The sequence below is a fragment of the Clostridium sp. CTA-5 genome (genome assembly GCF_054768135.1).
Map to the genome: position 1 here is coordinate 161,004 of NZ_BAAAAT010000001.1, position 26,615 is coordinate 187,618.

A 26,615-nucleotide genomic window follows, 5' to 3' on the forward strand; every position below is an offset into this window, starting at 1 on the left:
TGGAAAAAACATAAATAATTAACTAATTAGAACAATATATACTTAGTGAATAAAAAAGGGGAATTATGAAGATGAAGTTAGAATTAACAATATTTGAATTAGGTCAAATACTAAAAAAATTAGAGAAAAATTATAAATTAGATTTGTTAGTAAAATCTAATTTAAGTGGTGGTTGGATGACAATAAAAGGAGAAGCAAGTATTGAAAAAATTCCTGGATTAAGCTTAGATTGCACTAATAGAGGAAATAATATTATAGATATAAAAGTTACGGATCAAACAGAACAAGGAGCTACTATAAAGCTTACAGGTGCTAAAGATAAAAAATTTAATTTAGACATTTCATCAGCAAGATATAAAGAGTTATCTAAAAATAAATTTGCATCAAATGAAATAAAAATAAATGATAACGAATGTAAATTAAGAATAGATGAAAATATGATATTTACAATAAAGGCAAGTGTTGATGAAATTCAGAATATTATTAAGTAATTTTAGACTTAAATAAACTTGTATTTAAAATATAGTGTAAAATTTGCAAATATGAGTTTATTTTAAATGGTATTATATAACTTTATGTGTAGTTTTAAAATAGAATATATAACTTTAAAAGATTCAGGTGTACTTAATGTACACCTTTTTATATACAAAGATATCAAAAAAAGTTTATAATATTATATAATTATATAAATGAAATTAATTTGAAATTAACTAATATTAAGTTGATTTATCAATAAAAATGATGTTTTGCCATAAAGTATAGGTAAAAACTTAAGATAGATAATATCTGGAGGGTAACAAAATGGATCAAGATGAGAGAAGAATCTATATAAAGAAAGAATTAGAGATTAATAAAAAAGTAGAAATAGAAGAATTAAGTAAGAAGTTAGATGTATCAGAGATGACAATAAGAAGAGACTTTGAATATTTAGAAAAAAAGGGTGTATTAAGAAGAATATCTAAAGGTGCAATATTAAACTTAATTAAAGATGAAGATATAATAGATGATAGTTTAAGTATTAGAAATCTTCAAAATATTCAAGGTAAAAAAATTATAGCTAAATATGGCAGTCAACTTATTAATGATGGAGATATAATATGTTTGGATGCATCAACTACTATATATGAACTATGTCCATATATATTAAACAAAAAGATAACTATTGTCACTAATTCTATTAGAATAGCTCAATATTTTAATACTGCTAAAAATATTACTGTAATATTGGCTGGTGGTGTTCTAAGGTATGCGACACTTTCATTAATAGGATCTGATACCGAGAAATTTTTAAAAAGATATAATACAAATAAACTATTTATATCTGCAAAAGCTTTATCTTATGATAATGGATTAACAGATATAAATATGTTTGAGGTAAATACTAAAAGGGCTGCAATGGAAAATACAAGTGAGGTAATAGTTTTATTAGATCATACTAAGCTTAATAAAACATCATTAACAAAAGTTTGTGATATCAAAAATATTTCTAAAATTGTAATAGATGGATTAAAGGAATTTTCACAAGAAGAACTAGAAACTTTAGAGTTAATAGAAAAAGATAATGTAGAGATTATAATTGCAAAATAAAAAATTAATAAATATTAAATAAACTAAGAATATGATTATTAAAAGGTAGTGACTAATAGATTCTTATTAATAATTATATTTTTAGTTATTTTTGTTTAATCATATGTGTTTAAAAATAACATGGTGTTATTTTTGAAAAGCGAAGAAAAAATTAGAAAATCTTAAGTAAATGATTACAAACAATCAATTTAAGGCGAATTTAACAATTTAACGCTAAAATAAGGTTTGTTATTTTATTTATAATAATGTAATATTTGATCAAGGCGTTAAAAATTAACATAAAATAATATTATATACATACTATAAAATAACAAAAATTAATTATAGATGGGGGTATTATAAATGGAAAAGTATAAAGAAATGACCAATGAATTAATTTTACAATATGTAAAGGAACTTAAGTTATTTCCAGAAGATCACAAACTTTCAAGTAAAGAAATTGGAGATGGAAATTTAAATTATGTTTTTAGAGTAGTTAATTTAGAAACTAATAAATCTATAATAATAAAACAAGCCTTACCATACTTAAGGGTTGCAGGATCAGGATGGAAATTAACTTTAGATAGAAATAGAATTGAATCAGAAGCTATGCAACTTCAAAATAAAGTATATCCTAATTCTGTTCCACAAATATATCATCATAGTGAAGATTATGCCTTAACTGTTATGGAAGATTTGGGTAACATGGATGTTTTAAGAAAAGGTTTAATGTCAATGAAAAAGTACCCTAAATTTCCTAAACAAATAGGTAAATTTATGGCTAGAAATTTATTTTTAACTTCTGATATGGGTATGGGACCTATGGAAAAGAAAAAAAGGGTTGGCACATTTATAAGTCCAGAACTTTGTGATATAACAGAGAGATTAGTATTAAATGATCCTTATATGGATGCAGAATCTAATGATATTAATGAATATATAAAAGATTATGTAAAAAATGAAATATGGGAGGCAAAAAAAGTTCGTCTTGAAACTGCAAAATTAAAAAATATTTTTATGACTAAGGCAGAATCATTGCTTCATGGTGATTTGCATACAGGATCAATATTTATAGATCAAGATAAGTCAATTGTTTTCGATACAGAGTTTGCTTTTTATGGGCCTTATAGTTATGACATAGGATTATTATTTGCAAATATAGTATTAAATTATGTTTCTTGGGAAGGAAGAACAGATAGGAAGCCTAATGACATAAAAGAATATAGAGAATATTTATTAGATTTAAGTAACGAAATTTGGAATGAATTTTATGTAGAATTAGATTATCTATGGAATAATGAATCTAAAGATATAATAACTGAAGTAGAGGGATATGAAAAAGACTATGTAGAGAATTTATTACATGAAACTATTGGATTCTGTTCATGTGAAGTTATGAGAAGAATTATAGGAATGGCTCATGTCCCAGACTTAGATGAAATAGAAAATTTACAAGATAGAGCAAAAGCACAAATTATGGGATTAAATATTGCTAAAGAAATGCTTATAAACAGAGAGAAAATAAATTTATTTAAAGAACTTATAGAATTAATATCAAATCAAACTAAATAATAATTAGGGGGGAAAACATATGTCAGAATTATTAGCAATTAAATGGAATGATGAAAAGGACAAGCTTATATTATTAGATCAAACTAAACTTCCAAATTCAATAGAATATATAAGTTATAATACTGTGAAAGGTGTATACGATTCAATAAAAGATATGATAGTCAGAGGAGCACCAGCTATTGGAGTTACTGCTGGGTATGGAATGTACTTTAGTGCAAAAAGTGCACCAGAAGATTCTTTTGAAAATTTTTATAAGGCAATTGAAAAAGATGGTGAGTATTTAAATTTAAGTAGACCAACTGCTGTTAATCTTTCTTGGGCAGTTAATAGAATGCTTAATAAAGCTAAGGAAGTAGAGAATTTACCAGTAAGAGAAATTAAAACTATATTAAGGGATGAAGCAAAATTAATTCATCAACAAGATATAGAAATATGCAAAACAATAGGAGAAAATTTAATTACATTATTAAAGGATGGAATGGGACTGTTAACTCATTGTAATGCAGGACAATTAGCAACATCTAAATATGGTACTGCAACAGCGCCTATGTATCTTGCAAAGGAAAAAGGATGGAAATTTAAGGTGTATTCAGATGAGACAAGACCTAGACTTCAAGGATCTACATTAACAGCATTAGAACTTTATATGGCAGGAATCGATGTAACTACTATTATAGATAATATGGCAGCAGTAGTTATGTCACAAAATAAGATAGATGCAGTAATTGTTGGTTGTGATAGAATAGCAGCCAATGGTGATACTGCAAATAAAATAGGAACATTTGGTGTTTCAATTTTAGCTAAGTATTTTAATGTACCAATGTATATAGCAGCACCAACACCAAGTATAGATTTAAATACTTTAACAGGAAAAGATATTCCTATTGAAGAAAGAGATCCAGAAGAGGTAACTTGTAGATTTGGAGTATGGACAGCACCAAAAGGAGTAAATGTATATAATCCATCTTTTGATGTAACACCACATGAAAATATAACTGCTATTGTTACAGAAAAAGGTATAGTTTATCCACCTTTTAAAGAAAATTTAGAAAAATTATTTAAATAATTGCTAAAAAATTTTAAGATAAGGGGGTATATTATGGGAAATATAATAAATTATATTTTAGATTTGGGAGCAGCAGTATTTTTACCAATTATTATGATTTTAATTGGATTAGCAGTAAAAATGAAACCTAAAAAAGCTATATTATGTGGATTAACTTTAGGAATAGCTTTTACAGCTATAAATGTTGTTCTTACATTTATGTTTGATTCAATAAGTCCAGCTGCTAGTGCATTTGTTAAAAGTACAGGTATAGAACTTACAGCAGTAGATGTTGGGTGGTCTCCTGTTGCAAGTATTGCATGGGCATGGCCTTATGCATTGATGGTTTTTCCTATACAAATAGGAATAAATATTATAATGTTAGCTTTTGGATGGACAAATTGTTTAAACGTTGACATGTGGAATGTATGGGGAAAGATATTTACAGCTATTTTAGTAGTTTCTTTAACAGGAAATGTACCAATAGCTCTTATAATTGCAGGAATTCAAGTGGTTTTTGAATTAAAGAATGCAGATATAGTACAAAAATCTATTTATAGATTATCAAGAATAAAAAATGTTACATGTGGACATGTAATGAACTTAGAGGCTGTTGTTTTAGCACCAATTAATAAATTATTAGATCATATTCCAGCTATTAATAATATTAATTTAGATGCTAATAAGCTAAAAGAGAAGATAGGTGTCTTTGGTGAAAATAGTGTTATGGGATTTATAGTAGGAGTATTAATAGCTGCATGTGGAAGATGTAGTTTAAAAGTTATCTTACAAACAGGAGTCGGTGTTGCAACTGCACTGGTATTATTCCCTATAGCAGCTAATTTTTTTATAGATGCTCTTGGACCAATAGCAGAATCAGCGGGAAATTTTATGAAGAAAAAATATAAGAATAGGGACTTTTATATAGGTGTGGATTGGTCTGTGCTTGGAGGAAGAACTGAATTATGGGTAATATCAATATTACTAGTTCCTGTTGAGTTAATATTTGCAATATTACTTGCTAAACTAGGCATTAATAGTGTTTTACCATTAGCAGCAATACTTAATGTTGCAGCAACAGTTCCTGCATTAATTTTAACAGGTGGAAATTTAGTTAGAATGTTCATAATGGGAGTAGTAACTACACCGATATATTTAATCGTTTCATCACAATTTGCACCAATGATTACTAATTTAGCAATAGCACAAAAAACATTAACAGTTCCTGATGGTCAATTTTTAACTTATTATGGAACTGAAGGACCAGAAATTAGATGGTGCTTAGTACATGCCGCTAATATAATAAATGGAGATGTAATTGGAATAGTATCGCTTATTGTCTTTACAGCTTTATTCTTCTGGTATAAAAAATATATGAAAAATAAGGATGCTCAGTTAGATAGTATTATAGTAGGAGAAGGAGAAGATGTATGTTAGAAGATCTCAAAAAAAAGTTAACAAAAATTGCGAAAAAAGCAGAAGAAGAAGGATTGTGTAAACATAAATCAGGGAATTTTAGTGTTAGAGATAAAGAAACAGGATATATTTTAGTAACTCCCTCAGCAATTGCTAGAGAAAATTTAACTTATAACGATATTTGTATAGTAGATATAAATGCAAATTTAATAGAAGTAAATACAAATGTAAAACCTACAAGTGAATTACTTATGCATTTAGAAGTTTATAAATGTAGAAAAGATGTAACTGCTATTGTTCATACACATTCAAAATTTGCAACTGCATTTTCTGTACTTAATAAAGAAATACCACCTATAGTATATGAAGTAGTAAATGTAGTTGGAAATGATGGAAGAATAAAGGTTGCACCATATGCAAGACCAGGTACAGTAGAATTAGCTAAAAGTATTGTAGAACCAATAAAAAAAGCAGATGCTTGTTTAATGGCAAATCATGGAGCTTTAGCAGTATCAAATGATATTGATGATGCATTACTAAAAGCATCATATGTAGAAGAAATTGCTGAGGTATATTACAGAACGCTTTTAATAAATGGAGGAATAGAACCAAAAGCTATTTCAGAAGAAGAATTAGCATGTTGGAAGTATCCAGATCAAATAAATTTAAGTAATAAATAAAAGAATTTAGGTTATTTTAATAAAAATTATAATACTTCTATCGCATAAAATATTTATATAAGCACATCATATCAATGAGTGAGGTGAAATATTATGGATAATAATAAAAGTAGATTAAAAGATAAGCCCAAATCTAATGCTGAACGTAGAAAAATGGAACCTAAAAGTAACTCAGATTTAGGAATTATTGATGGTAAAAAAATAGGAGCACCATCACGTAAAGAAAAGGATCATTTCTAAAAATTAAATAATATCTAATCTAAAAAAGAAAGTATGGTTTAAAAATTACTTAATGAAATTTAACCATACTTTTTTGTTTATCTACTTTTAAGTGGAGATTGATATTTTAAAAGATAGCTTTTTTATTTATATATTTTGTAATAAGGTACATGAAATAAATTAAAGAACTGCAAAGTCTTTTTTGCACATTTAAATTTGTAACATATATATATTAAATTTAAGTAACGCTAAAAAATAAAACATAGATAATTTTTTATATTAGTATTTACTTAAAAGCATAATTAAAAAAATTTAATTAAATATAAAACATATAAGAAGTATAAAATAAGTACAAGTGTACACCATAATGTTGAGGTGATATTAATGAGTAATAAAAGCAATAAAATGAGAGAAAATAATAAAAGAAAAAAGAAAAATGTAAATCATAATCCACAAGCTGAAAGTGTAAAAGCAGTTTTTGGAGAACCAAAAGCTAAGACATATGACCCAACAGATTTTAAGATTTAATAGAGAAAAATAGTTATAAAATAAAGCATGAGTAAATGAAGTTACTCATGCTTTATTTATATGAATAAAAAATTAATGACTTTATAAATGAAAATTAGAGATTTTTTATTTTATATCAAAATTAAGAGTATAACTTCCTTCTAGCCATTTATCTAATCCTTCTTTAGTAAAAAAACATCTACTTTTACCAACTTGAAAGTGAGGAATTCTAGATTCCGGGTCATTAACAACTTTCCATAATTCATCAGGAGCAATTCCTAAATAAGTAGCAGCATCTTGAATTGATAATGTATGTTGTGAAATATCTGTAGGTTCTTTAACTAAATGTGAAAAATTAGTGGTTAATAAATCAGGTAAATCAGAAATATCACTAGATATGATATGAAATCCATTATTGAAGGAATATTTTAAGTTTTGTATACTATTACTTATAATTATTGCACTAACTAATAAAGAAAGTGAAAATATAACTATTGCAATGCAGTATTTTGTATCTCTATTTAAATTATTAAATTTATTTTTATCTGAAGTAGTTGGATTTTTTAGATTTTCCTTATTATTACACAAACTAAAACCTCCTATAAAAATCCCTTATATAAACATTATACTATATATTACTGGAAAATTTTTAAGATTAGGAGTAATATAATATGATTGTGTTAAATCAATACTTTTAAAATTAGTAAATTATCCTGAGAGGGAATAGTATAGTTATTAGAGGGGAGAGAGGGCTATAATATGTTTATAAGAAAAAATGTTTTGAAATTAGCTATACCTATAATAATAGAGCAAACATTTGTTATGCTTTTGGGTGTATGTAATACAATGATGGCAGGACATATAGGGGAAGAAGCAGTTTCTGCAATTGGAATGGTAGATTCAATAAATAATATGTTTATATCTTTTTTTGCGGCCTTATCTGTTGGAGCTACTGTAGTCGTTGCACAGCATATTGGAAAAGAAAATCATAAAAAAGCAAATGAAACAGCTAGACAAGCTTTGGCATCTGGATGCTGTTTGGCTGTTTTGATAAGTATTTTAATGTGGATTTTGCGTGTTCCAATGATCAACTCTTTGTATGGTACTGCGGAAGAATTAGTAAAATTAAATGCAAAAATATATTTAGAACTTACACTTATTACATATCCTTTTATTGCAGTACAGCAAATTGCAAATGGAGTATTAAGAGGATGCGGAGATACAAAAACACCAATGTATATTACAATGCTTATGAATATTATCAACATAATTTTGGGATATATATTAATTTACGGAATAAAAGATGTTAAGTTGTTAGGATATGTTTTAAATACAACATCATATGGAATAGAGGGTGCTGCCATATCAATTGCAATTGCAAGATTGGTTGGAACAATCCTTATAGGAATTGTTTTATTTAGAGGAAGCAGAGTTATAAGAATAAGAAAAATTTTCCCATTTAAATTTAATTTAGGAATACAAAAGAGTATATTTAACATAGGAATACCAGCAGGGGTTGAGCAAGTACTTTTTAATGCAGGAAAATTGATTGTTCAAATATTTATAGTAACTATGGGAACCGAATCAATAGCAGCAAATGCAATAGGTTCATCAATAGCAACTATTGTTGCAGTCCCAGGAAATGCACTATGTTTAGCTGCAACAACTTTAGTAGGTCAATATGTAGGAAGAGATGATACAAAAGGTGCCAAAAGTACACTTGTTTATTTAACCAAATTTGGAACAGTATGTTTAGTAGCAATAGGTTTAATATTTATTCCTATTTCAGAATGGGTATCTTCTTTTTATACAGATAATATAGAGGTAATAAAACTTTCAGCTACATTAATTAAAAGTAATAGCGTGGCTTTAATAGTATGGCCTATTTCTTTTATATTATCATCAGGGTTAAAGGGAGCTGGAGATACAAGATATACTATGTTAACAGCTTTTGTGGGAATGTGGATTTTTAGAATATTTACAGGCTATATTTTAGCAATAGTATTTAGACTTGGTGTTTTAGGAATTTGGATTGGAATGTATACAGATTGGCTGATTAGAGGAGTAATGTATTGCTTTAGGCTTAAAGGTGAAAAGTGGCTTAAACATAAAGTTGTATAAGAAATTTAAATAATAGTTTTAAAACTTTGCTATGTTTTAAGTGAATGTTTATATTGTAGTATAAACAGAATTCTTAGTATCATACAAAGCTTGTCTTTGACTGATGGTTAGAAGTCGTTATCTAGGAGCTAGTATCTGTTATGAAATTACAGATACTAGCTATCCGGATAAACCTCATGGACAGAACTTAAATGGTGTAGAATGTTTTAAGTGGAATTTTTAAGTTTATGTATAATATGATATGATTATATATATGTTTCTAACTATATACTGTTTATCAAAGATATAATTTTCTATAAAAATTATATAAAAGATTATAAATGTATTAACCTACTTAGAACATATATTAAATTAGATTTAAGTAAAACTAGTAAATAATAATATGCAGAGGATGACGTAATATGGAAGAATTTATAGTATTAGAAGGATTAAGTGAAAAAGAAATATGGGAAAAGATATATAATAAAGAATTGAATTGTAAAAAAAATATATTAGAATATATAGAAATTACCAAAATACTTAAAAAGTCAAATGCTAATGAACAACAATTTCAAGATACTTATAATTTTATTTATGACAGCATCGATGCTATGGCTGATAAAATAAAACCAAATACCATTATGTATTTAAAAAACCAACTTAAAAATCAACTTGGAAAATATGTTGCAATAAAAGATCCTAAAAAAGAAAATGGATTTATAAAATTTTTTAAAGAAGCATATCCTGAAAAGAATAGAAGAAAAGATTTTACCTGGGTATTAATGGACATTAATAAAATAACAGAGGAACAAATTTGGAATACACTAACTTATATTAATAGAGAATGTTTAAAAAATAATTGTAAATTAAGTGATGAAGAAAAATCTGATATTATTAAGATAGTAGAGAAATTAATTGCGAAAAATAACATAAAATATATAAATCAAGTTAAAAGTCTAGAGAAGCTTCTTAATGTTTTAAAAATTAAAATTATAACAGTAAATAATAGATATAGCCTTAAGTCTATAAAGTAATTTTGGATTTATATTTGGTATAAGTTTTGTATTTAGGAACATGAAATAAATAATAAGCCAAAGAAGCGTTGTATATTTTGTGTCAGGCAATGAAGCAAGTTCAGTTAATAGTGAGTTGTTAGCTAAATTTGTTGATGCAGTATGACGCAAAATAGATGAGCTACTGGTCTGTTATTTTTTTGAATCTACCTTAATAGCTATGTTGTGAAACATAGCTATTTTTTATGCATCAATTATGAAATAGGATAATAAATTTACAATAAAGGCAAGAATATCCTAAAGAAATAAACTTTAAAGGCGATAATTGTATGTAAAAAATTACATAAAAAGGGGTAAATAATGGATATAAAGATAGATGATAAAATTATAAATAATACTTTGAGTAGTTCAAAAAATATATCTAGAAATAATACTAATACATTTAAAGAGGAATTTAATAAAGCTTTATTAGAAGAAAATGATAAAAAAGTACCTAATATTAAAGGATTAAACAAGAATATTAATGACCCACAAAATATATGTAAAAAGTCAAGTACTAAAAATGATGTAATTAAAGTTTATGGAAAAAATAATGAACTTATAGTAAAATCCATAAAAGATATGGAGAAAATATTTAATATAGATATAATAGGAAACGAGGACAAATATTTTAAAGAAGATAATAAAATAGATATTTTAAAAATTATAGATAATTATGGAGATAATGTAGGTGATAATGATTTAGAAGATTTGCAAAAAACAGTAACAACACTATGGAAAGAAAATATGATTACTGATGAAGATTATTTTTATGCAATAAAATGGATAGCATTAAAAGTAGAGCAAAAAGCAATTAAAATACAGTTAGAAAATGTAAAGAAGAAAACAGAAGATTATATATATTATAAAGATTTTAATAAACCGCAAATTAAAAACATATTAAAATAAAAAAATCCTCACTAACATTAAATATTAAATTAATTTTAATGTTAGTGAGGACTTTTTTTTATGGATAATTTAGCTTCATAGTTAAATACTATTAATAACATTTAATAAATAACTTAGAGTCTGGTTGATATATGATAACCTATAAAAAATATAATAAAGAATACTTTTTAAAGGTATTATTAAATGTATTTATGGAGGATAAAATCAAATGATAAAAAAATTATTAAAACTTAATATATTTGTAATTATAATAATTTTAATATTTACTGGATGTAGCCAAAATTCAATAACAACGAATTTAAATTTCAAATTATCAAATCTAGTGAAAGTAGGAGTATTATTATACAAAGCAGATGATGAATATATTACTTTAGTTCGTAAAAACTTAGAAGAAATTCAAAAAGAAAATCAAGGTAAGGTTGAATTTAGTTTTTTTGATGCAGAAAATAATCAAGATAATCAGAATGAACAACTTAGAACAGTATTAAACCAAGGTGTAGATTTATTATTAGTAAATTTAGTTGATGTAAGTGAAGAATCAACACAAACAGTTATAAATAAAATAAAAGAAAGAAATTTACCAGTAATTTTATTTAATAGTGAACCAGTTTCAAAAAATCCTATTAAATCATATAATAAAGCAATTGTTTTATCAACAGAGTTAGAAGAAGCAGGTATTTTACAAGGAAACATTATTGCTGATTTATGGAATAAAGATAATTTGGGAATAGATAGAAATAGAGATAATGAACTTCAATATGTTATGTTAATGGGGATTAAAACTAGGATGGAGGCGATTGCAAGAACTAAATATTCTATTGAAACTATCCAAAAAGATGGAATAAAAACTGAAGAACTTGCATTAAGGGTTTGTAATTGGGATTTTACATTAGCAGAAGAGGCAGTTAGACAATTATTTTATCAATATGGAAATAGAATTGAAGCAATAATTGCTAATAATGATGCGATGGCAGAAGGTGCTATCAAGGCATTACAAGGATTTGGTTATAACAAAGGAAATAAATCAAAAATTATTACTGTTGTTGGCGTTGATGGGACTCCAGAAGCACAACAATTAATTAAAGAAGGATTTATGTCAGGTACTGTTATTCAAGATCCACATGCAGAAGCAGAGGCACTTTATACTTTAGGAATGAATCTAGTTAATGGAAAAAATTCAATTGAAGGAACAAACTATCAATTTGATGAAACAGGAGTTACAATTCGTATGCCATATAAAGAATATAAACCTAGCTAATTATGTTTAATTTAATGTTATTTTATATATAAAATTTTAAGCGTACACTTATATTATATAGGTGTATGCTTTTTGTGCGTATAAACATATTAAAACATTGCTTTTATATTCTTAAAATTAACTTTAAATAATGGTTATATTATATAAAGTATACGGAAATTCAATAAATAAAATAGAAGATTAATATTATAGTAATAAAAACTGATAATATTTTTCATTAAATAGATATATTTATAAAACTAACCCATATTTAGGTAAAGAAACCCTATTAATTATCGAGAATAACATAAGAGTTAATATAAATGTACTAAAGAAAGTTGCAGGTGAAATGATATGAAGATTTTATTTAAATATAATTCAGAAGAAATTTTAAATATTAATACAGTATCTGTTATAGGAGATTTTAATAACTATAATCCTGATAAAGGGTTAATGAAAAAAGAAGATGGAGTTTGGATTTTTACTTGTGATCTTAAAGAAGGAGAATATAAGTATAAGTTTTTAATAAATGGTGAATTAAAACTCAATGATCCAACTTCCAATATATATTTGCCTGATGATAATGAAGAACTTTGGTCAGTGATAATGATAAATGAAAATGATCAAAGGTTATATAATAATACTCAATATAATGTAAATATAGATAAATATAATATAACTTGTAATATAAATGAGAAAGAGGAGGTTACAAATAAAAAAATATTTAATATTTTATCTGATAAAAAAGTTGTGGTAAGATTGGATTTTACTCAAGTAACAGGTCTTCACTGTGTAACAATTGCATGGTTTAACCCACTAGGAGAGTTGTTTCAATTTGCTGAAAATAGTTTATTTACACCACAAAATAATAATGAGCCAATAAAGCTATGGTTTTGGATGGAATTAAATGATTCAAGAATAAAACAATTATGTGGTAATTGGACTCTAAAGATATTTATTGATGGAGAGTTTATATTAGAAGATGAATTTAAGATTAATCAATTAAATTCATATTCATCATTAGGAAAAATGATATAAGGTTATATATAATATTTATTTATATATATTTTAAGAAGGGTGGTATAGCCAATGAAATGTGGAATAATAAATAATACTAATACGTTTGTTAATATTAATAATGATGATAATAAGATTTCAAAAAATAATGAAGAAGTAAAAGTAGTTCAACATAATGTAAGTTTAGAAGATAAAGTTGAAATAACTAAATCAGAATTAAATAAAAATGATAATAATAGTGAAAAAAATTCTAAAGAAAATAAATTAACTAAAAGTTCAATAGGAGATTCTATTTTTTCAGCAGCGCATAATGTTATGTCAGGTATTAAAGCGGCAGTTAAAATAGGAACGTCTATAGTTGATAATACTAGTAAGGCGATAATATCAGTTAGTGAAAGTGTAGCAAATACAGTTACTAAAGTTTCAAAAAGTATTGTTAAAGCAACAAACTCAATTACTAATACAATACAAAAAACAGCAGAATCAGTAAAAGATAATGTAACCAATACTGCTGAGCAGATATCAACTACAGTAAAACAAGTTACAACTACTGCAGGGCAGTTAAAAGAGGCAGCAAAAACAGTAAAGGATTCAGCTAAAGATTTAATAAGTACAGTAACAAAGAGTACAATATCATTAAGTGCAGATGTTACAAGTTGTGTAGCAACAGTAGGTAAAACTGTATCAACAATAGGAATAGCAATATCAAATCCAACCTCAGGACCTATAGGGAAAGTAATACAAACAGGAGCAGCTATAAAATCAGGCATAGATGGAGTTAAAGATCCTATAATGAGAATTCCAACAACAATAAAAAATGCATATAAAAATATAAGTAATGATTATAATATGATAGTTGCCACTGTAAATAGTTCAATGTCAACTATTAATGAAGTTAAAAACAATATAGTAACTGTAAGTAAAAATGTTGTTTCTAATGTAAAAAATGTAGCAAAACAGGTAAAAGAAGCTAGTATAAGTGTTACAAATGACCTAAATGAAATGAAAAATACTGTAACTAATTCAATAAAGACAGGTAGTAATGAAGTAACAAGTGCAGTTAAAGAGGCCTATACAAATATTAAAAGAGATATTGATGAAGCACTTAAACAAGATGAATATAGTAGTGTTTACCAAGTTGCTATGGCATAAGTATTTAGCTAATTAAGATTATATATGTTGCAAATTTAAACATTCAACAAACTCTAAATAGCTACTTGATTTATTAAAGACTCCTTATTTCAACATATATATGTGCAAAAATGCATACTTTAAGAGTTACTCTGGTAATTTATTTATTATTAAATAAGTATAAATATAACTAAAATAACACATCCTTATAGCATAGAAATGTTGTAAGGATGTGTTATTATTATGTCTTGGTTCATTATTCTAGTAATATTTATTCTAGTATGCTTATTAGGTGCATGGATATTTAGTCGTTATAAAAGAAATTAAAATAAATAATATTTAAAAGTGTGTACTTAATATTTAAGTACACACTTTTAAATTTAAATTATCTTTTAAAATTAGACTGTTTAAGTAGGAAAAATTTTATCTTAGAGTTTGTCTTTAATTTTAAAGGTATATACTTACTAAGTTTAATGTTTTTAATATATTTGAGGATTATTTTAAATGAGTTGTTGTATTTAAAAACAAGTATGTAGTACAATAAATAAAGAGAAAAACTTGTCGAAAAAGGAGAAAACATGAATAAAAGGTTTATACTAAAAAAAATAATTATTTTAGTTATATTTTTTAGTTTTTTAATAAATACTCAAAATGTTGTTAAAGCATACAATAATATTAATTTTAAAAATATTAGCATAGATGATGGATTATCCCAATCTAGTGTAGAAGATATTTTTCAAGATAGTATGGGTTATATTTGGATAGGGACTCATGATGGATTAAATAGGTATAATGGAAAAGATTTTAAAGTTTATAAATATGAGGAGAATTCAAGTAATAGTATTTCAAGTAATAGTATAACAGTAATTAAAGAAGATAACGATAGGAATTTATGGGTAGGTACAGCGAGTGGATTGAGTAAGATTAATTTAAAAGATGATAAAATTACTAATTATTATGATAAGCTATCGGAAGGTAACTTATCTAATTATAATATTTGTGATATTTTAATTACTCATGATCAAAAAATACTAGTTGGTACAGCTGATGGCTTAAATATTTATAATAAAGATGAAGATAAATTTGAAAGAATTTTATATGATAATGATAAGCAAATTCTTACTAATCAAGTTATATATAGTTTAGATGAAGATGAGGATGGAAATATATGGATAGGGACTGAGGATGGATTAAATAAAGTAAACATGGAAACTAAAAATATAGAATTTTTATATAACACTAATAATAATGATAAAAATTCTATAAAGAAAGTATATTCAGATAAATGTGGTAAAGTTTGGATAGGTACATCAGGTGCAGGGCTATTAAAGGTAGATATAAAAACCAATAATATAATTGAATATAGACCTAAATATATTAAAGGGAAAAAAGAATTTGAAGATGGAACTTTACAAGGTGGAGTCGTTAAAGATATTTTAAGAGACAGTAGAGGAGTAATCTGGGTATGTACGGATTGTGGACTGTCTATGTATGATGATGAAGATGGAAAGTTTATAACTTACATAAATAAAGTTTATGATAAATTTAGTTTAATAAATAAAACAACATTTTCTATAATGGAAGATTCTACAGGTTTGATATGGGTGGGCACATATTCTGGCATAAGTACTTTTGATCCTAATAATGGAATAAAACATTATAAATATGATCCTTTTTTAAAACGTACATTAAGTGATAACTCTATACAAGGTATTTATGAGGATAATGATGGATTTGTTTGGATAGGTACTAGTAATAAAGGATTGAATATAATGGATCCCAAAACAGAAGTTATAACAAGAATGAATTCTAAAAACAGTAATATATTAAGTGATAAAATTAAATTTATAACTGGAAAAGAAAATGAAGTCTGGATAGGAACAGATAATGGTTTAAATAAAATTGATAAAAATACTAATGAAATTAAATCCTATAAAATTGAAAATGGATTAACTAATACTAATATAAGAACTTTGTTTATAGATAATAAAGACTATTTATGGATAGGAACAACGGATGGGATTAATCTTTTAAATTTAAAAGATGATACTATATCAGATATCACATATATTTTTAAAAATAATAATATAGTAGATACCTATATTAGCAGTATATATCAGGATAAAGAAGGAATGTACTGGATAGGATTGTATATGAATGGAGGATTAGTAAAACTAAATCCATATGATATGAGTATAAAAAATTATACTAAAGTTGAAGGAGATAATAATACAATAAGTTGTAATGCTATAACTTCAATAGTTGAAGATGAAAAAAATAATATGTGGATAGGTACTAAATATGGATTAAATAAATTTGATAAAAATACAGAAAAATTTACACGATATACAGAAAAAGATGGCCTTACTAACAATAATATTTATGGAATATTAATTGATAACAATGGTAATCCGTGGACAAGTACTAATAATGGTATATCAAAATTAGATGTAAGTAATAATACATTCACTAATTTAAATGTATCAAATGGACTTCAAAGTAATGAATTTAATGGAAATAGTTCTTTTAAAAATAAAGATGGAGAATTTTTATTTGGAGGTATTAATGGATTAAATATATTTGATCCATTACAAATAAATCAAAATAAAAGTTTATCTAAAGTTTCTTTTGAAAGTTTTGAAGTAAAAGGTAAAACATATAAGAATATAGATGGATTGAAATTTAATTCTGATGAAAATATAATAAAAGTTAAATTGTTTATTCCAGATTATAAAAATAAAGATTCTATGAAGTATCTTTATAAACTAGAGGGAATAGATACTGAGTGGAATATCGGAAAAGACAATGAATTTACTTATAATAATATAAAACCTGGAAATTACATATTAAAAGCAAAAGTTGAAAAACCAGATGGAAGTATGAGTGAGGAAAGTCAAATTATATTTACAGTAAAACCTCCATTATGGAAAAGTACACAAGCAATTATATTATATATAATTTTATTTATATTAATAATTTATCTAAATCTTAACAAAATGAAGAAACTTGATAAAATGGTTGAAAAAAGAACAAGTCAATTAAGAGATGAAATGGATAAAAACAGTACACTACTAAATAAAGTTATTAACTTAGAAAGAAATAAGAATAACTATTTTGTTAATCTTTCTCATGAATTAAGAACACCATTAAATGTAATTTGTTCCACTGAACAATTAATCTTTGAGCTAAACAAGAAGGACAGTGGTATAAATAAGGAAAAGTTAGATTATTATATGAAGGTGATAAAAAGGAATTCAAATAGATTACTAAAATTAATAAATAATATAATAGATACTAATAAGATTGAAAGTGGCAGATATGAAGTGAATTTCAAAGAAAATGATATAGTATATTTAGTGGAAGAAACTGCATTAAGCTTAAAAGATTATATTGAAAATAAAGGAATAAATTTAATTATAGATCCTGAGATGGAGGAAAAAGTAATAGAATGTGACAAATATGAAATAGAAAGATGTATAGTAAACTTAGTAAGTAACGCTGCAAAGTTTACACCAGAAGGAGGAAAAATAGAAGTTATATTGAAAGAATTAAATGATGGTATTATGATAAAAATTAAGGATACGGGTATAGGTATAGATCCTAAATATCATAAAGCTATATTTGATAGATTTAATCAAATCGTAGATGCTAATTCAGAATTAAAGGGCGGAAGTGGATTAGGTTTAACAATAACTAAACAGATTATAGAACTTCATAAAGGAAAAATTTATCTTGAAAGTGAAGTTGGAAAAGGGACAGAATTTATAATAGTATTACCAAATAAGATAAATAATAAGGAATCTATATAAATAAATTTGGATATGTTTTAAAACAGTGTTAATATTGTAGTATAAAGCTCGTAAACAAGGGGATTTAAAAGGAAACTAGGCTCATATACATTCGCTAAGTAAGTTCAAGTAGCAAAATATAAAATTTGAATTCTCACTTTGGAACTCTCACTTAAGAGTCAAAAAAAGCAAATTTCAATGCCTGTTTGTTCTTATTCTACAATATCAACGTTTATTTAAAACATAGTCTTTATATAAGAAGGATGGTCATTAGATGAGAATAAATAAGCTTCTTAGCAATTTAGGTGTTTGTTCAAGAAGGGAAGCTAATAGATTGATTGAAGATAATAGAGTGATTGTAAATGGTATAATGTGTATACCAGGACAGTGGGTAGAGGAAGAGGATAATATTCTTATTGATAATAAGCCTATTCCAGTAAAGAAAAAAATTTATATTGTATTAAATAAACCAGTAGGAATAACTTGCACAGCTTCAAAAGATGTGGAAGGCAACATAATAAGTTTTCTCAACTATCCAGAATATATTTTCCCAGTTGGAAGATTAGATAAAGCTTCTCAAGGCTTGATTTTATTAACTAATGATGGTGATTTAGCTAATAAAATTTTAGAATCAGAGAATAAACATGAAAAAGAATATATAGTAACGTTAGATAAAGATTTCGATGATAATTTTATTGATGGAATGTCAAATGGCGTTGAAATATGTGGGGTAAAAACTAGAAAATGTACTGTTACTAGAATTTCAGATAATACATTTTCTATTATATTAACTCAAGGTCTTAATAAACAAATTCGTAGAATGAGTAAAGTATTTGGATATACTGTACAAAGGCTAGAAAGAGTTAGAATTATGAATATAAAAATGGATGGAATAGAAATAGGAAAATGGCGTTACTTATCACATGAAGAAATAAATGGGTTAAAAAATGGGTAAATTATAGTTATGTTTTAAGTGACTGTTGATATTGTAGTATAAAGCTTATGGACAGAAGAATTTACTTTAAGAACTCTAAAATAAAACTTAGTCCAATTAATGCATGTTCCCAATCAAAGATTGCTGACAAGCAATTAATTGAACAAATTTGTATTAAGAGTTCTAAAAAGCAAATTCCAATGCCAGTGCGCTCTTATACTACAATATCAATAATGTTTTAAAATATATCTATAATTAATATATATAAAGGGGAGAAGAATTATGGAGAATTTTAATTATTCAATACCAACTAAAATTTATTTTGGAAAAGGACAAATAAAAAATCTAGGAGAAATTATAAAAGAATATGGAAGTAAAATTCTTATAGTTTATGGTGGAGGAAGTATAAAAAAGATAGGTTTATATGATCAAATAACTGAGATTTTAAATAATAACAATTTATCATACGTAGAACTTTCTGGAGTAGATCCAAACCCAAGAATAGAATCTGTTAGAGAAGGTATTAAGATTTGCAGAGATAATGATGTAGAAGTTGTTTTAGCTGTTGGTGGAGGAAGTACAATAGATTGTGCAAAAGTAATCGCAGCAGGAGTAAATTATCAGGGAGATGCTTGGGATATAGTGTTAAATCCAAGTAAAATAACAAAGGCTTTACCAATTATAACAGTATTAACACTAGCTGCAACTGGATCAGAAATGGATCCATATGCAGTTATATCTGATATGAGTAAGAATGAAAAACTTGGAACAGGACATGATGAAATGAAACCTAGAGTTTCTATATTGGATCCTGAATATACTTACTCAGTACCTAAAAATCAAACTGCAGCAGGAACAGCTGATATAATGAGCCATATATTTGAAAGTTATTTTAATAATACAAAAGGTGCATTTATTCAAGATAGAACAGCAGAAGGATTACTTAGGACTTGTATAAAATATGGTAAAATAGCTGCAGATTGTCCAAATGATTATGAGGCAAGAGCAAACTTAATGTGGGTATCTAGTTTAGCTATAAATGGATTAATATCATATGGCACTAAAGGAGAATGGTCTGTTCATCCAATGGAGCATGAATTAAGTGCATTTTATGATATAACTCATGGTGTTGGTTTGGCAATATTAACTCCTCATTGGATGAAATATGTTTTAAGTGATAAAACAGTTGATAAGTTCGTAGAGTATGGAGTAAATGTTTGGGATATAGATAAAAATCTAGATAAATATGAAATTGCAAATAAGGCAATAGATAAAACATCAGAATTCTTTAAAGAATTAGGAATACCTTCAACTTTAAGAGAAGTGGGTATAGGGGAAGAACATTTAGAAGAAATGTCTAAAAAAGCAGTAAATGGTGGACTGAAAAATGCATTTAAACCACTTACTTCAGAAGATGTGTTTAATATTTATAAATTAGCACTTTAATTTTTTTATTCTTTAAGAAATTATATTTTTTTTAATCTGTGGATAACTTAGATTATATTTTTGCTTAAAGATTAAGAAATAAAACCTAAAGAATAAAAAATAATCATATGCTGAACCATTATTCCTACACTACGTTTGGAAAGGGTGCATGGCTAAAAAAATCGACGCTCCACAGTCGCTTAGCGATTTTTTTATTAGTAATTTAATTAAAATATTAAATAAACAATGGACTATCTCAAAATCATATGTATTTGAGATAGTCCATTTTATATTCTTTCTTTCTTAAAGGCAAAGAATTTCATTAATATAAACGTAACAGGAACACCTATTAAAGCAGCTAATCCATAAGCTATAAGTTTATGAAGTCCCATTATATTAAATACTAATAATACAACTATATTTTGAATAATAAAATTTGGTATATATGATATTGCAAATTTTATAAATTTACTAAAATCAAGTCTTTCTTTGAAAGTTATAAAACTATTTAATAGATAAGATATAAATAATCCTGATATATAACCTAATATGAAAGCTATGTTTTCATTTAAAAAACTTGAATATATATAAGAAAAAACAACACCATTAAAGGTATTGATAATTCCTATTATTACGAACATGATAAATTGTTTTGAGAAAAATGTATCTTTAAATTTTTGAATAAAATTAGTCATAATGTTTTCCTCTAAATATCAGATTTATCATCATCTATTAGCTTATCAGCAATAATAAATCTTGGTCTTTGTTTAGTTTCATTATATATTTTACCGATATATTCTCCAATTATACCTAAAGATAAAAGTTGTATTCCACCAAGTAACCAAATAGAAAGTGTTAGTGATGTCCAACCAGTTACTGTTTTTCCAAGGAATTTAACAACAAGAGAATAAATTAAAGCAATAAAACTAACGAAAAATATAAAAAATCCCAAACTAGTGATTATTCTTATAGGTTTTATACTAAAAGAAGTTATTCCATCTAAAGCAAAAGCAAGCATCTTTTTTAATGGATACTTTGATTCACCAGCAAATCTTTCATGACGTTCATATTCAACAACTGAAAACTTATAACCTATTAATGGAACTATTCCTCTAAGAAATAAATTAACTTCTTTAAATTGGCTTAAACCTTCTAAAGCTCGTTTGCTCATAAGTCTATAATCAGCATGGTTGTACATAACATCAACACCAAGTGCGTTCATAAATTTGTAAAAACCTAAAGCAGTTGTTCTTTTGAAAAATGTATCTGTTTTTCTGGAAGATCTAACACCGTAGACTACATCACTTCCACTATAATATTCTTCTACAAATTTATCAATGACTTCTATATCATCTTGTAAATCAGCATCTAATGATATTGTCATATCAGCATATTCTTTAGCTGTCATAAGGCCAGCAAGTAATGCATTTTGATGTCCTTTATTTCTTGATAAATTTACTCCACTAAATATAGAGTTTTGGGAATGTAACTCTTGAATTATATTCCAAGTTTTATCTTTTGAACCGTCATTAACAAAAAGTATTTTACTATTCTTAGATATAAGATTTTTATCTATCATAGTGTTCATTTTTATTAATAATCTCTTTGCTGTTTCATGTAAAACAGCCTCTTCATTATAACAAGGGATTACCAAGTACAGGCAATCAGTCATATATATTACCTCCGATTTATTAATTACATTTAAAGTATAATTAGTTTTAAATTTACTATATAACTTAATTATTATATAGGCTAAAAATCTCCATAACATTATAAGCCATAATATTCAAATTGTAAATATAACAATAATTAACTTAGTCTTTATTTGTAAAAATAATGATTAAGCATTCTAGTCATTGTTTAAAAAGTCTATTATAATTTATTTTATTAGTGTAAATAAATTATCAAAGAATAAAGGATTTGGAAAAAGAAAATGATTTAGAAATTATATATTTAATAAAGGAGAAAATTAATGAAAATATTAAATTATGGAGATAAGGTTGGAATTGTAGCTTGTTCTAATGGTTTAGATAAAAGTTATCAATATAAAATTATTGAATTAGAAAATACATTAAATTTATTAGGACTTAAAGTTATATTTAGTGAAAAGTTATATAAAGAGAACTCTATATTTAATGGAACAGGTAGAGAAAAAGCAAATATATTGATGAATTTATTTAAAGATTCTAAAGTTAAAGCTATATTTGATGTATCTGGTGGAGATTTAGCTAATGAAGTTTTAGAATATTTAGATTATGAAGAAATAAAGAAAAATTCTAAACCTTTTTTTGGATATAGTGATTTATCTGTTGTTATAAATTCATTATATTCTAAAGCGGGTATTGAAACTTACTTATATCAAATAAAAAATTTGATTGGGGATGATTCTGAAATTCAAATTAAGAACTTTACAGAAACATTTATGCAAGAAAAGAATAGTCTTTTTGATTTTAAATATGAATGGATACAAGGCAAATATATGAATGGCATAGTAGTTGGGGGAAATATACGTTGTTTTTTAAAGCTTGCTGGAACAGAATATATGCCTAATTTTAAAAATAAGATTCTATTATTAGAAAGTTTAAGTGGCGATGTAGCTAAGATGAGCACATATTTAACACAGTATAAGCAGTTAGGTGTATTTAAAAATATAAATGGTATGATATTAGGTGATTTTACAGAGATGGAAAATAAGAAATATACACCTAATATAATTGAATTAGTACAGAAAATAGTAGATAATACTGATATACCTATAATAAAAACAAGTGAGATCGGACATGGTTCAGACTCAAAGTGCATTGTTATAGGAAAAAACATAAATTTAAAATAATTTAATTTTATAAATGGTATGAGGGTGAATCATGATATGTAAAGTACTATTATTGACAAAACATAACCGTTAATATATTATAAGATAAAGAAAATACAAATTAATAATAAAAGCAATGAGAAAGAGGAGTAAAAACTGAAAATATTAAAGGAAACTAGATTATTAAGTTTAGGAGTACTGTTCTTAGTACAATAAAGAACAATGTTAGAGAGAGGGAATAGGTGAAAGCCCTTATATGGAAGGTTTTGAAGGTAGCTTTTGAGCTTCTTTGGTGAAATAGTAGTAGCTAAAGACGGTTTGTCTAAATCGTTATTGAATTAAGAGCCTATAAATAGCATCATAGTTATATGCTAAAGTAGGAATAAAGGTGGTACCGCGAGTCTTCGTCCTTTTATGGATTGAAGGCTTTTTTTATTTTTATTAAATTAAAATGATACTTAGTTAGCAAAATACACAAACAAATGCTAATTGAAATAAAGGGAGGAACATAAATGTCAGAAATTAAAAACATATCAACAACATATGATCCAAAAGAATTTGAAGATAGGATTTATAAGAACTGGGAAGAAAAAAAATATTTTACACCAGTAATTGATAAAAAGAAGAAACCATATACAATAATTATGCCACCACCAAACATAACTGGTGAACTGCACTTAGGTCATGCTTTTGATGATACTCTTCAAGATATGCTTATTAGATTTAAGAGAATGCAAGGATACTGTGCTTTATGGTTACCAGGAGAAGATCATGCATCTATTGCAACAGAAGTTAAAGTTGCAAATGAATTAGCTAAACAAGGGTATAACAAAAAAGAAATGGGAAGAGAAGCATTCCTTGAAAAAGTTTGGGAATGGAGCGATGATTATAGAGCAAGAATAAGAAATCAAGTTAAAAAACTTGGAGTTTCTGCTGACTTCACAAGAGAAGCATTTACAATGGATGAAAATTTAAGTGCAGCTGTAAAACATGTATTTGTTAAACTTTATAATGAAGGATTAATATATCAAGGAAACAGAATAACTAACTGGTGTACTCATTGTCAAACAGCACTTTCAGATGCTGAAATTGAATATGAAGAACAAGCAGGTCATTTTTGGCACATAAACTACCCATTAGCTGATGGTTCAGGAGTTTTAGAAATTGCAACAACTAGACCAGAAACATTACTTGGAGATAGTGGGGTAGCTGTTAACCCTAACGATGAAAGATACAAACATCTTATAGGAAAAACTGTAATATTACCACTTGTAAATAGAGAAATTCCTATAGTAGGAGATGACTATGTTGATTTAGAGTTTGGTACTGGTGCCGTTAAAATGACTCCAGCTCATGACCCTAATGACTTTGAAGTAGGTAAGAGACACAACCTTGAAATCATAAGAGTTATGGATGACAAGGGTATTATAAATGAAAAAGGTGGAAAATATAAAGGCTTAGATAGATATGAAGCTAGAAAAGCTATAGTTAAGGATTTAGAAAGCCTAGGACTTTTAGTTAAAATAAAAGATCACTCTCATAATGTTGGTACACATGATAGATGTGGTACTACAGTAGAACCAATAATATCTAAACAATGGTATGTTAAGATGGAATCTTTAGCAAAGCCTGCTGTAGAAGTAGTTAAAAACGGAAAAACAAAATTTGTTCCAGAAAGATTTGATAAGACATACTTCAACTGGATGGAAAACATTCAAGATTGGTGTATTTCAAGACAATTATGGTGGGGACATAGAATACCAGTTTATTACTGTCAAGATTGTGGAGAGATGATGGTAGTTGAAGAAGCACCAACTAAGTGCTGTAAATGCGGATCTACTAATATAGAGCAAGATAATGATGTACTTGATACATGGTTCTCTTCAGCATTATGGCCTTTCTCAACATTAGGTTGGCCAAACAAAACTGAAGACTTAGAATATTTCTATCCAAACAATGTATTAGTTACTGGACATGATATAATCTTCTTCTGGGTTGCTAGAATGATATTCTCAGGACTTCATTGTATGGGAGAAACTCCATTTAATACTGTATTAATTCATGGTCTTATAAGAGATTCTCAAGGTAGAAAGATGAGTAAATCTTTAGGTAATGGTGTTAACCCATTAGAAGTAATTGATGAGTATGGTGCTGATGCTTTAAGATTTATGATTGCAACTGGTAATGCACCAGGAAATGATATGAGATATTATCCTGAAAGAGTTGAAGCTTCAAGAAACTTTGCTAATAAAATTTGGAATGCTTCAAGATTTGTTATGATGAATCTTGATAAAGAAGTTATGAACAAATATAAAGATTGCAAAGAATATTCTTTAGCTGATAAATGGATATTATCACAAATGAATACTGTAGTTAAAGAAGTTACAGAAAACATGGAAAAATTTGAACTTGGAATTGCAATGCAAAAAGTTTATGATTTCATGTGGACTGAGTTCTGTGATTGGTATATAGAACTCGTTAAACCGGTATTCTATGGAGAAGATGAAAAAGCTAAAGGTATAGTTTATAATGTGTTAAATACTGTTTTAGTTACAGGATTAAAATTATTACATCCAGCTATGCCATTTATAACAGAAGAAATATTTACTCATTTAACAGATGAAGAAACAATAACAACATCTGCTTGGCCGTTATTTGACAAAGCTCTAGTAAATCAAGAATCTGAAAATGATATGGCTTATGTAATTGAAGCTATTAAAGGATTAAGAAATGTAAGAGCTGAAATGAATGTACCACCATCAAGAAAAGCTAAAGTTATATGCTATATTGCAGAAGATGCAAAACAAGCATTTACAGCTGGTAAAGCATACATGGAAAAATTAGCATCAGCTTCAGAAGTTGAATTTATAGCTGATAAATCAAATGTTCCAGAAAATGCTGTATCATTAGTAGTCAAGGGTGGAGAATTATTTATGCCATTACTTGATCTTGTAGATAAAGATAAAGAACTTGAAAGATTAAATAAAGAGCTTAAGAAACTAGAAGGCGAAATTGATAGAATAGATAAAAAACTAGGAAATCAAGGTTTTGTAGCTAAAGCTCCAGAAGCTGTTGTTAATGCAGAAAAAGAAAAAAGAGTAAAGTATGTAGAAATGCTTGAAGCTGTTAAAGTTAGAATTGAAGCTTTAAATTAAAAATGCAATATTGAGAGGTTGCACACATTATTTTGATGTTTGTGCAACCT

Annotated in this window: 22 protein-coding genes; 19 read left to right on the forward strand and 3 right to left on the reverse strand. The window is 26.4% G+C overall.

Going from position 1 to position 26,615, the window contains the following annotated elements:
* The first annotated feature begins 71 nt into the window (after positions 1-71).
* The 8 genes from ACYUET_RS00660 to ACYUET_RS00695 all read left to right on the forward strand — a co-directional run bounded on the left by ACYUET_RS00660 (position 72) and on the right by ACYUET_RS00695 (position 7,026).
* A complete protein-coding gene (locus ACYUET_RS00660) occupies positions 72-491 on the forward strand; it encodes a UDP-N-acetylglucosamine pyrophosphorylase (RefSeq protein WP_460277119.1) in 420 nt (139 codons plus the stop codon).
* 310 nt (positions 492-801) lie between these two features.
* Complete coding sequence (locus ACYUET_RS00665; RefSeq protein WP_460277120.1) at positions 802-1,587, forward strand: DeoR/GlpR family DNA-binding transcription regulator; 786 nt, start codon at positions 802-804, stop codon at positions 1,585-1,587.
* Positions 1,588-1,929: 342 nt separating this feature from the next.
* Positions 1,930-3,138 carry an S-methyl-5-thioribose kinase gene (gene mtnK / locus ACYUET_RS00670; RefSeq protein ID WP_460277121.1) on the forward strand — a complete coding sequence of 403 codons (1,209 nt, stop codon included), beginning with the start codon at positions 1,930-1,932 and terminating at the stop codon, positions 3,136-3,138.
* 19 nt (positions 3,139-3,157) lie between these two features.
* Positions 3,158-4,204, forward strand: a complete 1,047-nt coding sequence (gene mtnA, locus ACYUET_RS00675) for an S-methyl-5-thioribose-1-phosphate isomerase (protein ID WP_460277122.1) — start codon at positions 3,158-3,160, stop codon at positions 4,202-4,204.
* Between the two features lie 33 nt (positions 4,205-4,237).
* The gene (locus tag ACYUET_RS00680) at positions 4,238-5,620 is read left to right on the forward strand and encodes a PTS galactitol transporter subunit IIC (RefSeq protein ID WP_460277123.1); all 1,383 of its coding nucleotides are present in this window, start codon (positions 4,238-4,240) and stop codon (positions 5,618-5,620) included.
* Complete coding sequence (locus ACYUET_RS00685; RefSeq protein WP_460277124.1) at positions 5,614-6,279, forward strand: class II aldolase/adducin family protein; 666 nt, start codon at positions 5,614-5,616, stop codon at positions 6,277-6,279. The genes ACYUET_RS00680 and ACYUET_RS00685 overlap by 7 nt, the downstream gene beginning before the upstream one ends.
* 93 nt (positions 6,280-6,372) lie before the next feature.
* Positions 6,373-6,519: a hypothetical protein gene (locus tag ACYUET_RS00690; RefSeq protein WP_460277125.1), complete on the forward strand. Its 147-nt coding sequence runs from the start codon at positions 6,373-6,375 to the stop codon at positions 6,517-6,519.
* Between the two features lie 384 nt (positions 6,520-6,903).
* Positions 6,904-7,026 (forward strand): CPC_1213 family protein, encoded by a 123-nt coding sequence (locus ACYUET_RS00695; protein ID WP_460278222.1) that lies wholly within the window; start codon positions 6,904-6,906, stop codon positions 7,024-7,026.
* A gap of 105 nt (positions 7,027-7,131) precedes the next feature.
* Here the strand turns inward: ACYUET_RS00695 and ACYUET_RS00700 are convergent, their stop codons facing one another.
* Positions 7,132-7,593 carry a helix-turn-helix domain-containing protein gene (locus tag ACYUET_RS00700; protein ID WP_460277126.1) on the reverse strand — a complete coding sequence of 154 codons (462 nt, stop codon included), beginning with the start codon at positions 7,591-7,593 and terminating at the stop codon, positions 7,132-7,134.
* 171 nt (positions 7,594-7,764) lie between these two features.
* Between ACYUET_RS00700 and ACYUET_RS00705 the strand changes: the two genes are divergently transcribed.
* The 9 genes from ACYUET_RS00705 (at position 7,765) to ACYUET_RS00745 (ending at position 20,619) form a co-directional block, all read left to right on the forward strand.
* Complete coding sequence (locus ACYUET_RS00705) at positions 7,765-9,126, forward strand: MATE family efflux transporter (RefSeq protein WP_460277127.1); 1,362 nt, start codon at positions 7,765-7,767, stop codon at positions 9,124-9,126.
* A 401-nt stretch (positions 9,127-9,527) separates the two neighbouring features.
* The gene (locus ACYUET_RS00710) at positions 9,528-10,139 is read left to right on the forward strand and encodes a hypothetical protein (protein WP_460277128.1); all 612 of its coding nucleotides are present in this window, start codon (positions 9,528-9,530) and stop codon (positions 10,137-10,139) included.
* Positions 10,140-10,478: 339 nt separating this feature from the next.
* Entirely contained in the window at positions 10,479-11,066 is a 588-nt protein-coding gene (locus ACYUET_RS00715) for a hypothetical protein (RefSeq protein WP_460277130.1), read from the forward strand.
* Between the two features lie 208 nt (positions 11,067-11,274).
* Positions 11,275-12,324 (forward strand): galactose ABC transporter substrate-binding protein, encoded by a 1,050-nt coding sequence (locus ACYUET_RS00720; RefSeq protein WP_460277131.1) that lies wholly within the window; start codon positions 11,275-11,277, stop codon positions 12,322-12,324.
* Positions 12,325-12,657: 333 nt separating this feature from the next.
* Positions 12,658-13,341, forward strand: coding sequence for an early set domain-containing protein (locus tag ACYUET_RS00725; RefSeq protein WP_460277132.1), 684 nt, complete (start codon positions 12,658-12,660; stop codon positions 13,339-13,341).
* Positions 13,342-13,392: 51 nt separating this feature from the next.
* Complete coding sequence (locus tag ACYUET_RS00730; RefSeq protein WP_460277133.1) at positions 13,393-14,472, forward strand: hypothetical protein; 1,080 nt, start codon at positions 13,393-13,395, stop codon at positions 14,470-14,472.
* A 557-nt stretch (positions 14,473-15,029) separates the two neighbouring features.
* The gene (locus ACYUET_RS00735) at positions 15,030-18,260 is read left to right on the forward strand and encodes a ligand-binding sensor domain-containing protein (RefSeq protein ID WP_460277135.1); all 3,231 of its coding nucleotides are present in this window, start codon (positions 15,030-15,032) and stop codon (positions 18,258-18,260) included.
* A 253-nt stretch (positions 18,261-18,513) separates the two neighbouring features.
* Positions 18,514-19,194, forward strand: coding sequence for a pseudouridine synthase (locus ACYUET_RS00740; RefSeq protein WP_460277136.1), 681 nt, complete (start codon positions 18,514-18,516; stop codon positions 19,192-19,194).
* A 261-nt stretch (positions 19,195-19,455) separates the two neighbouring features.
* Positions 19,456-20,619, forward strand: a complete 1,164-nt coding sequence (locus tag ACYUET_RS00745) for an iron-containing alcohol dehydrogenase (protein WP_460277137.1) — start codon at positions 19,456-19,458, stop codon at positions 20,617-20,619.
* A gap of 266 nt (positions 20,620-20,885) precedes the next feature.
* Here the strand turns inward: ACYUET_RS00745 and ACYUET_RS00750 are convergent, their stop codons facing one another.
* Both ACYUET_RS00750 and ACYUET_RS00755 read right to left on the reverse strand, forming a co-directional pair.
* On the reverse strand, positions 20,886-21,293 hold the full coding sequence (locus ACYUET_RS00750; protein ID WP_460277139.1) for a GtrA family protein: 408 nt from the start codon (positions 21,291-21,293) through the stop codon (positions 20,886-20,888).
* 11 nt (positions 21,294-21,304) lie between these two features.
* Complete coding sequence (locus ACYUET_RS00755) at positions 21,305-22,270, reverse strand: glycosyltransferase family 2 protein (protein WP_460277141.1); 966 nt, start codon at positions 22,268-22,270, stop codon at positions 21,305-21,307.
* 300 nt (positions 22,271-22,570) lie between these two features.
* Between ACYUET_RS00755 and ACYUET_RS00760 the strand changes: the two genes are divergently transcribed.
* Positions 22,571-23,431 carry a S66 family peptidase gene (locus ACYUET_RS00760; RefSeq protein ID WP_460277143.1) on the forward strand — a complete coding sequence of 287 codons (861 nt, stop codon included), beginning with the start codon at positions 22,571-22,573 and terminating at the stop codon, positions 23,429-23,431.
* A gap of 491 nt (positions 23,432-23,922) precedes the next feature.
* Entirely contained in the window at positions 23,923-26,565 is a 2,643-nt protein-coding gene (locus tag ACYUET_RS00765) for a valine--tRNA ligase (RefSeq protein ID WP_460277144.1), read from the forward strand.
* Positions 26,566-26,615: the final 50 nt, after the last annotated feature.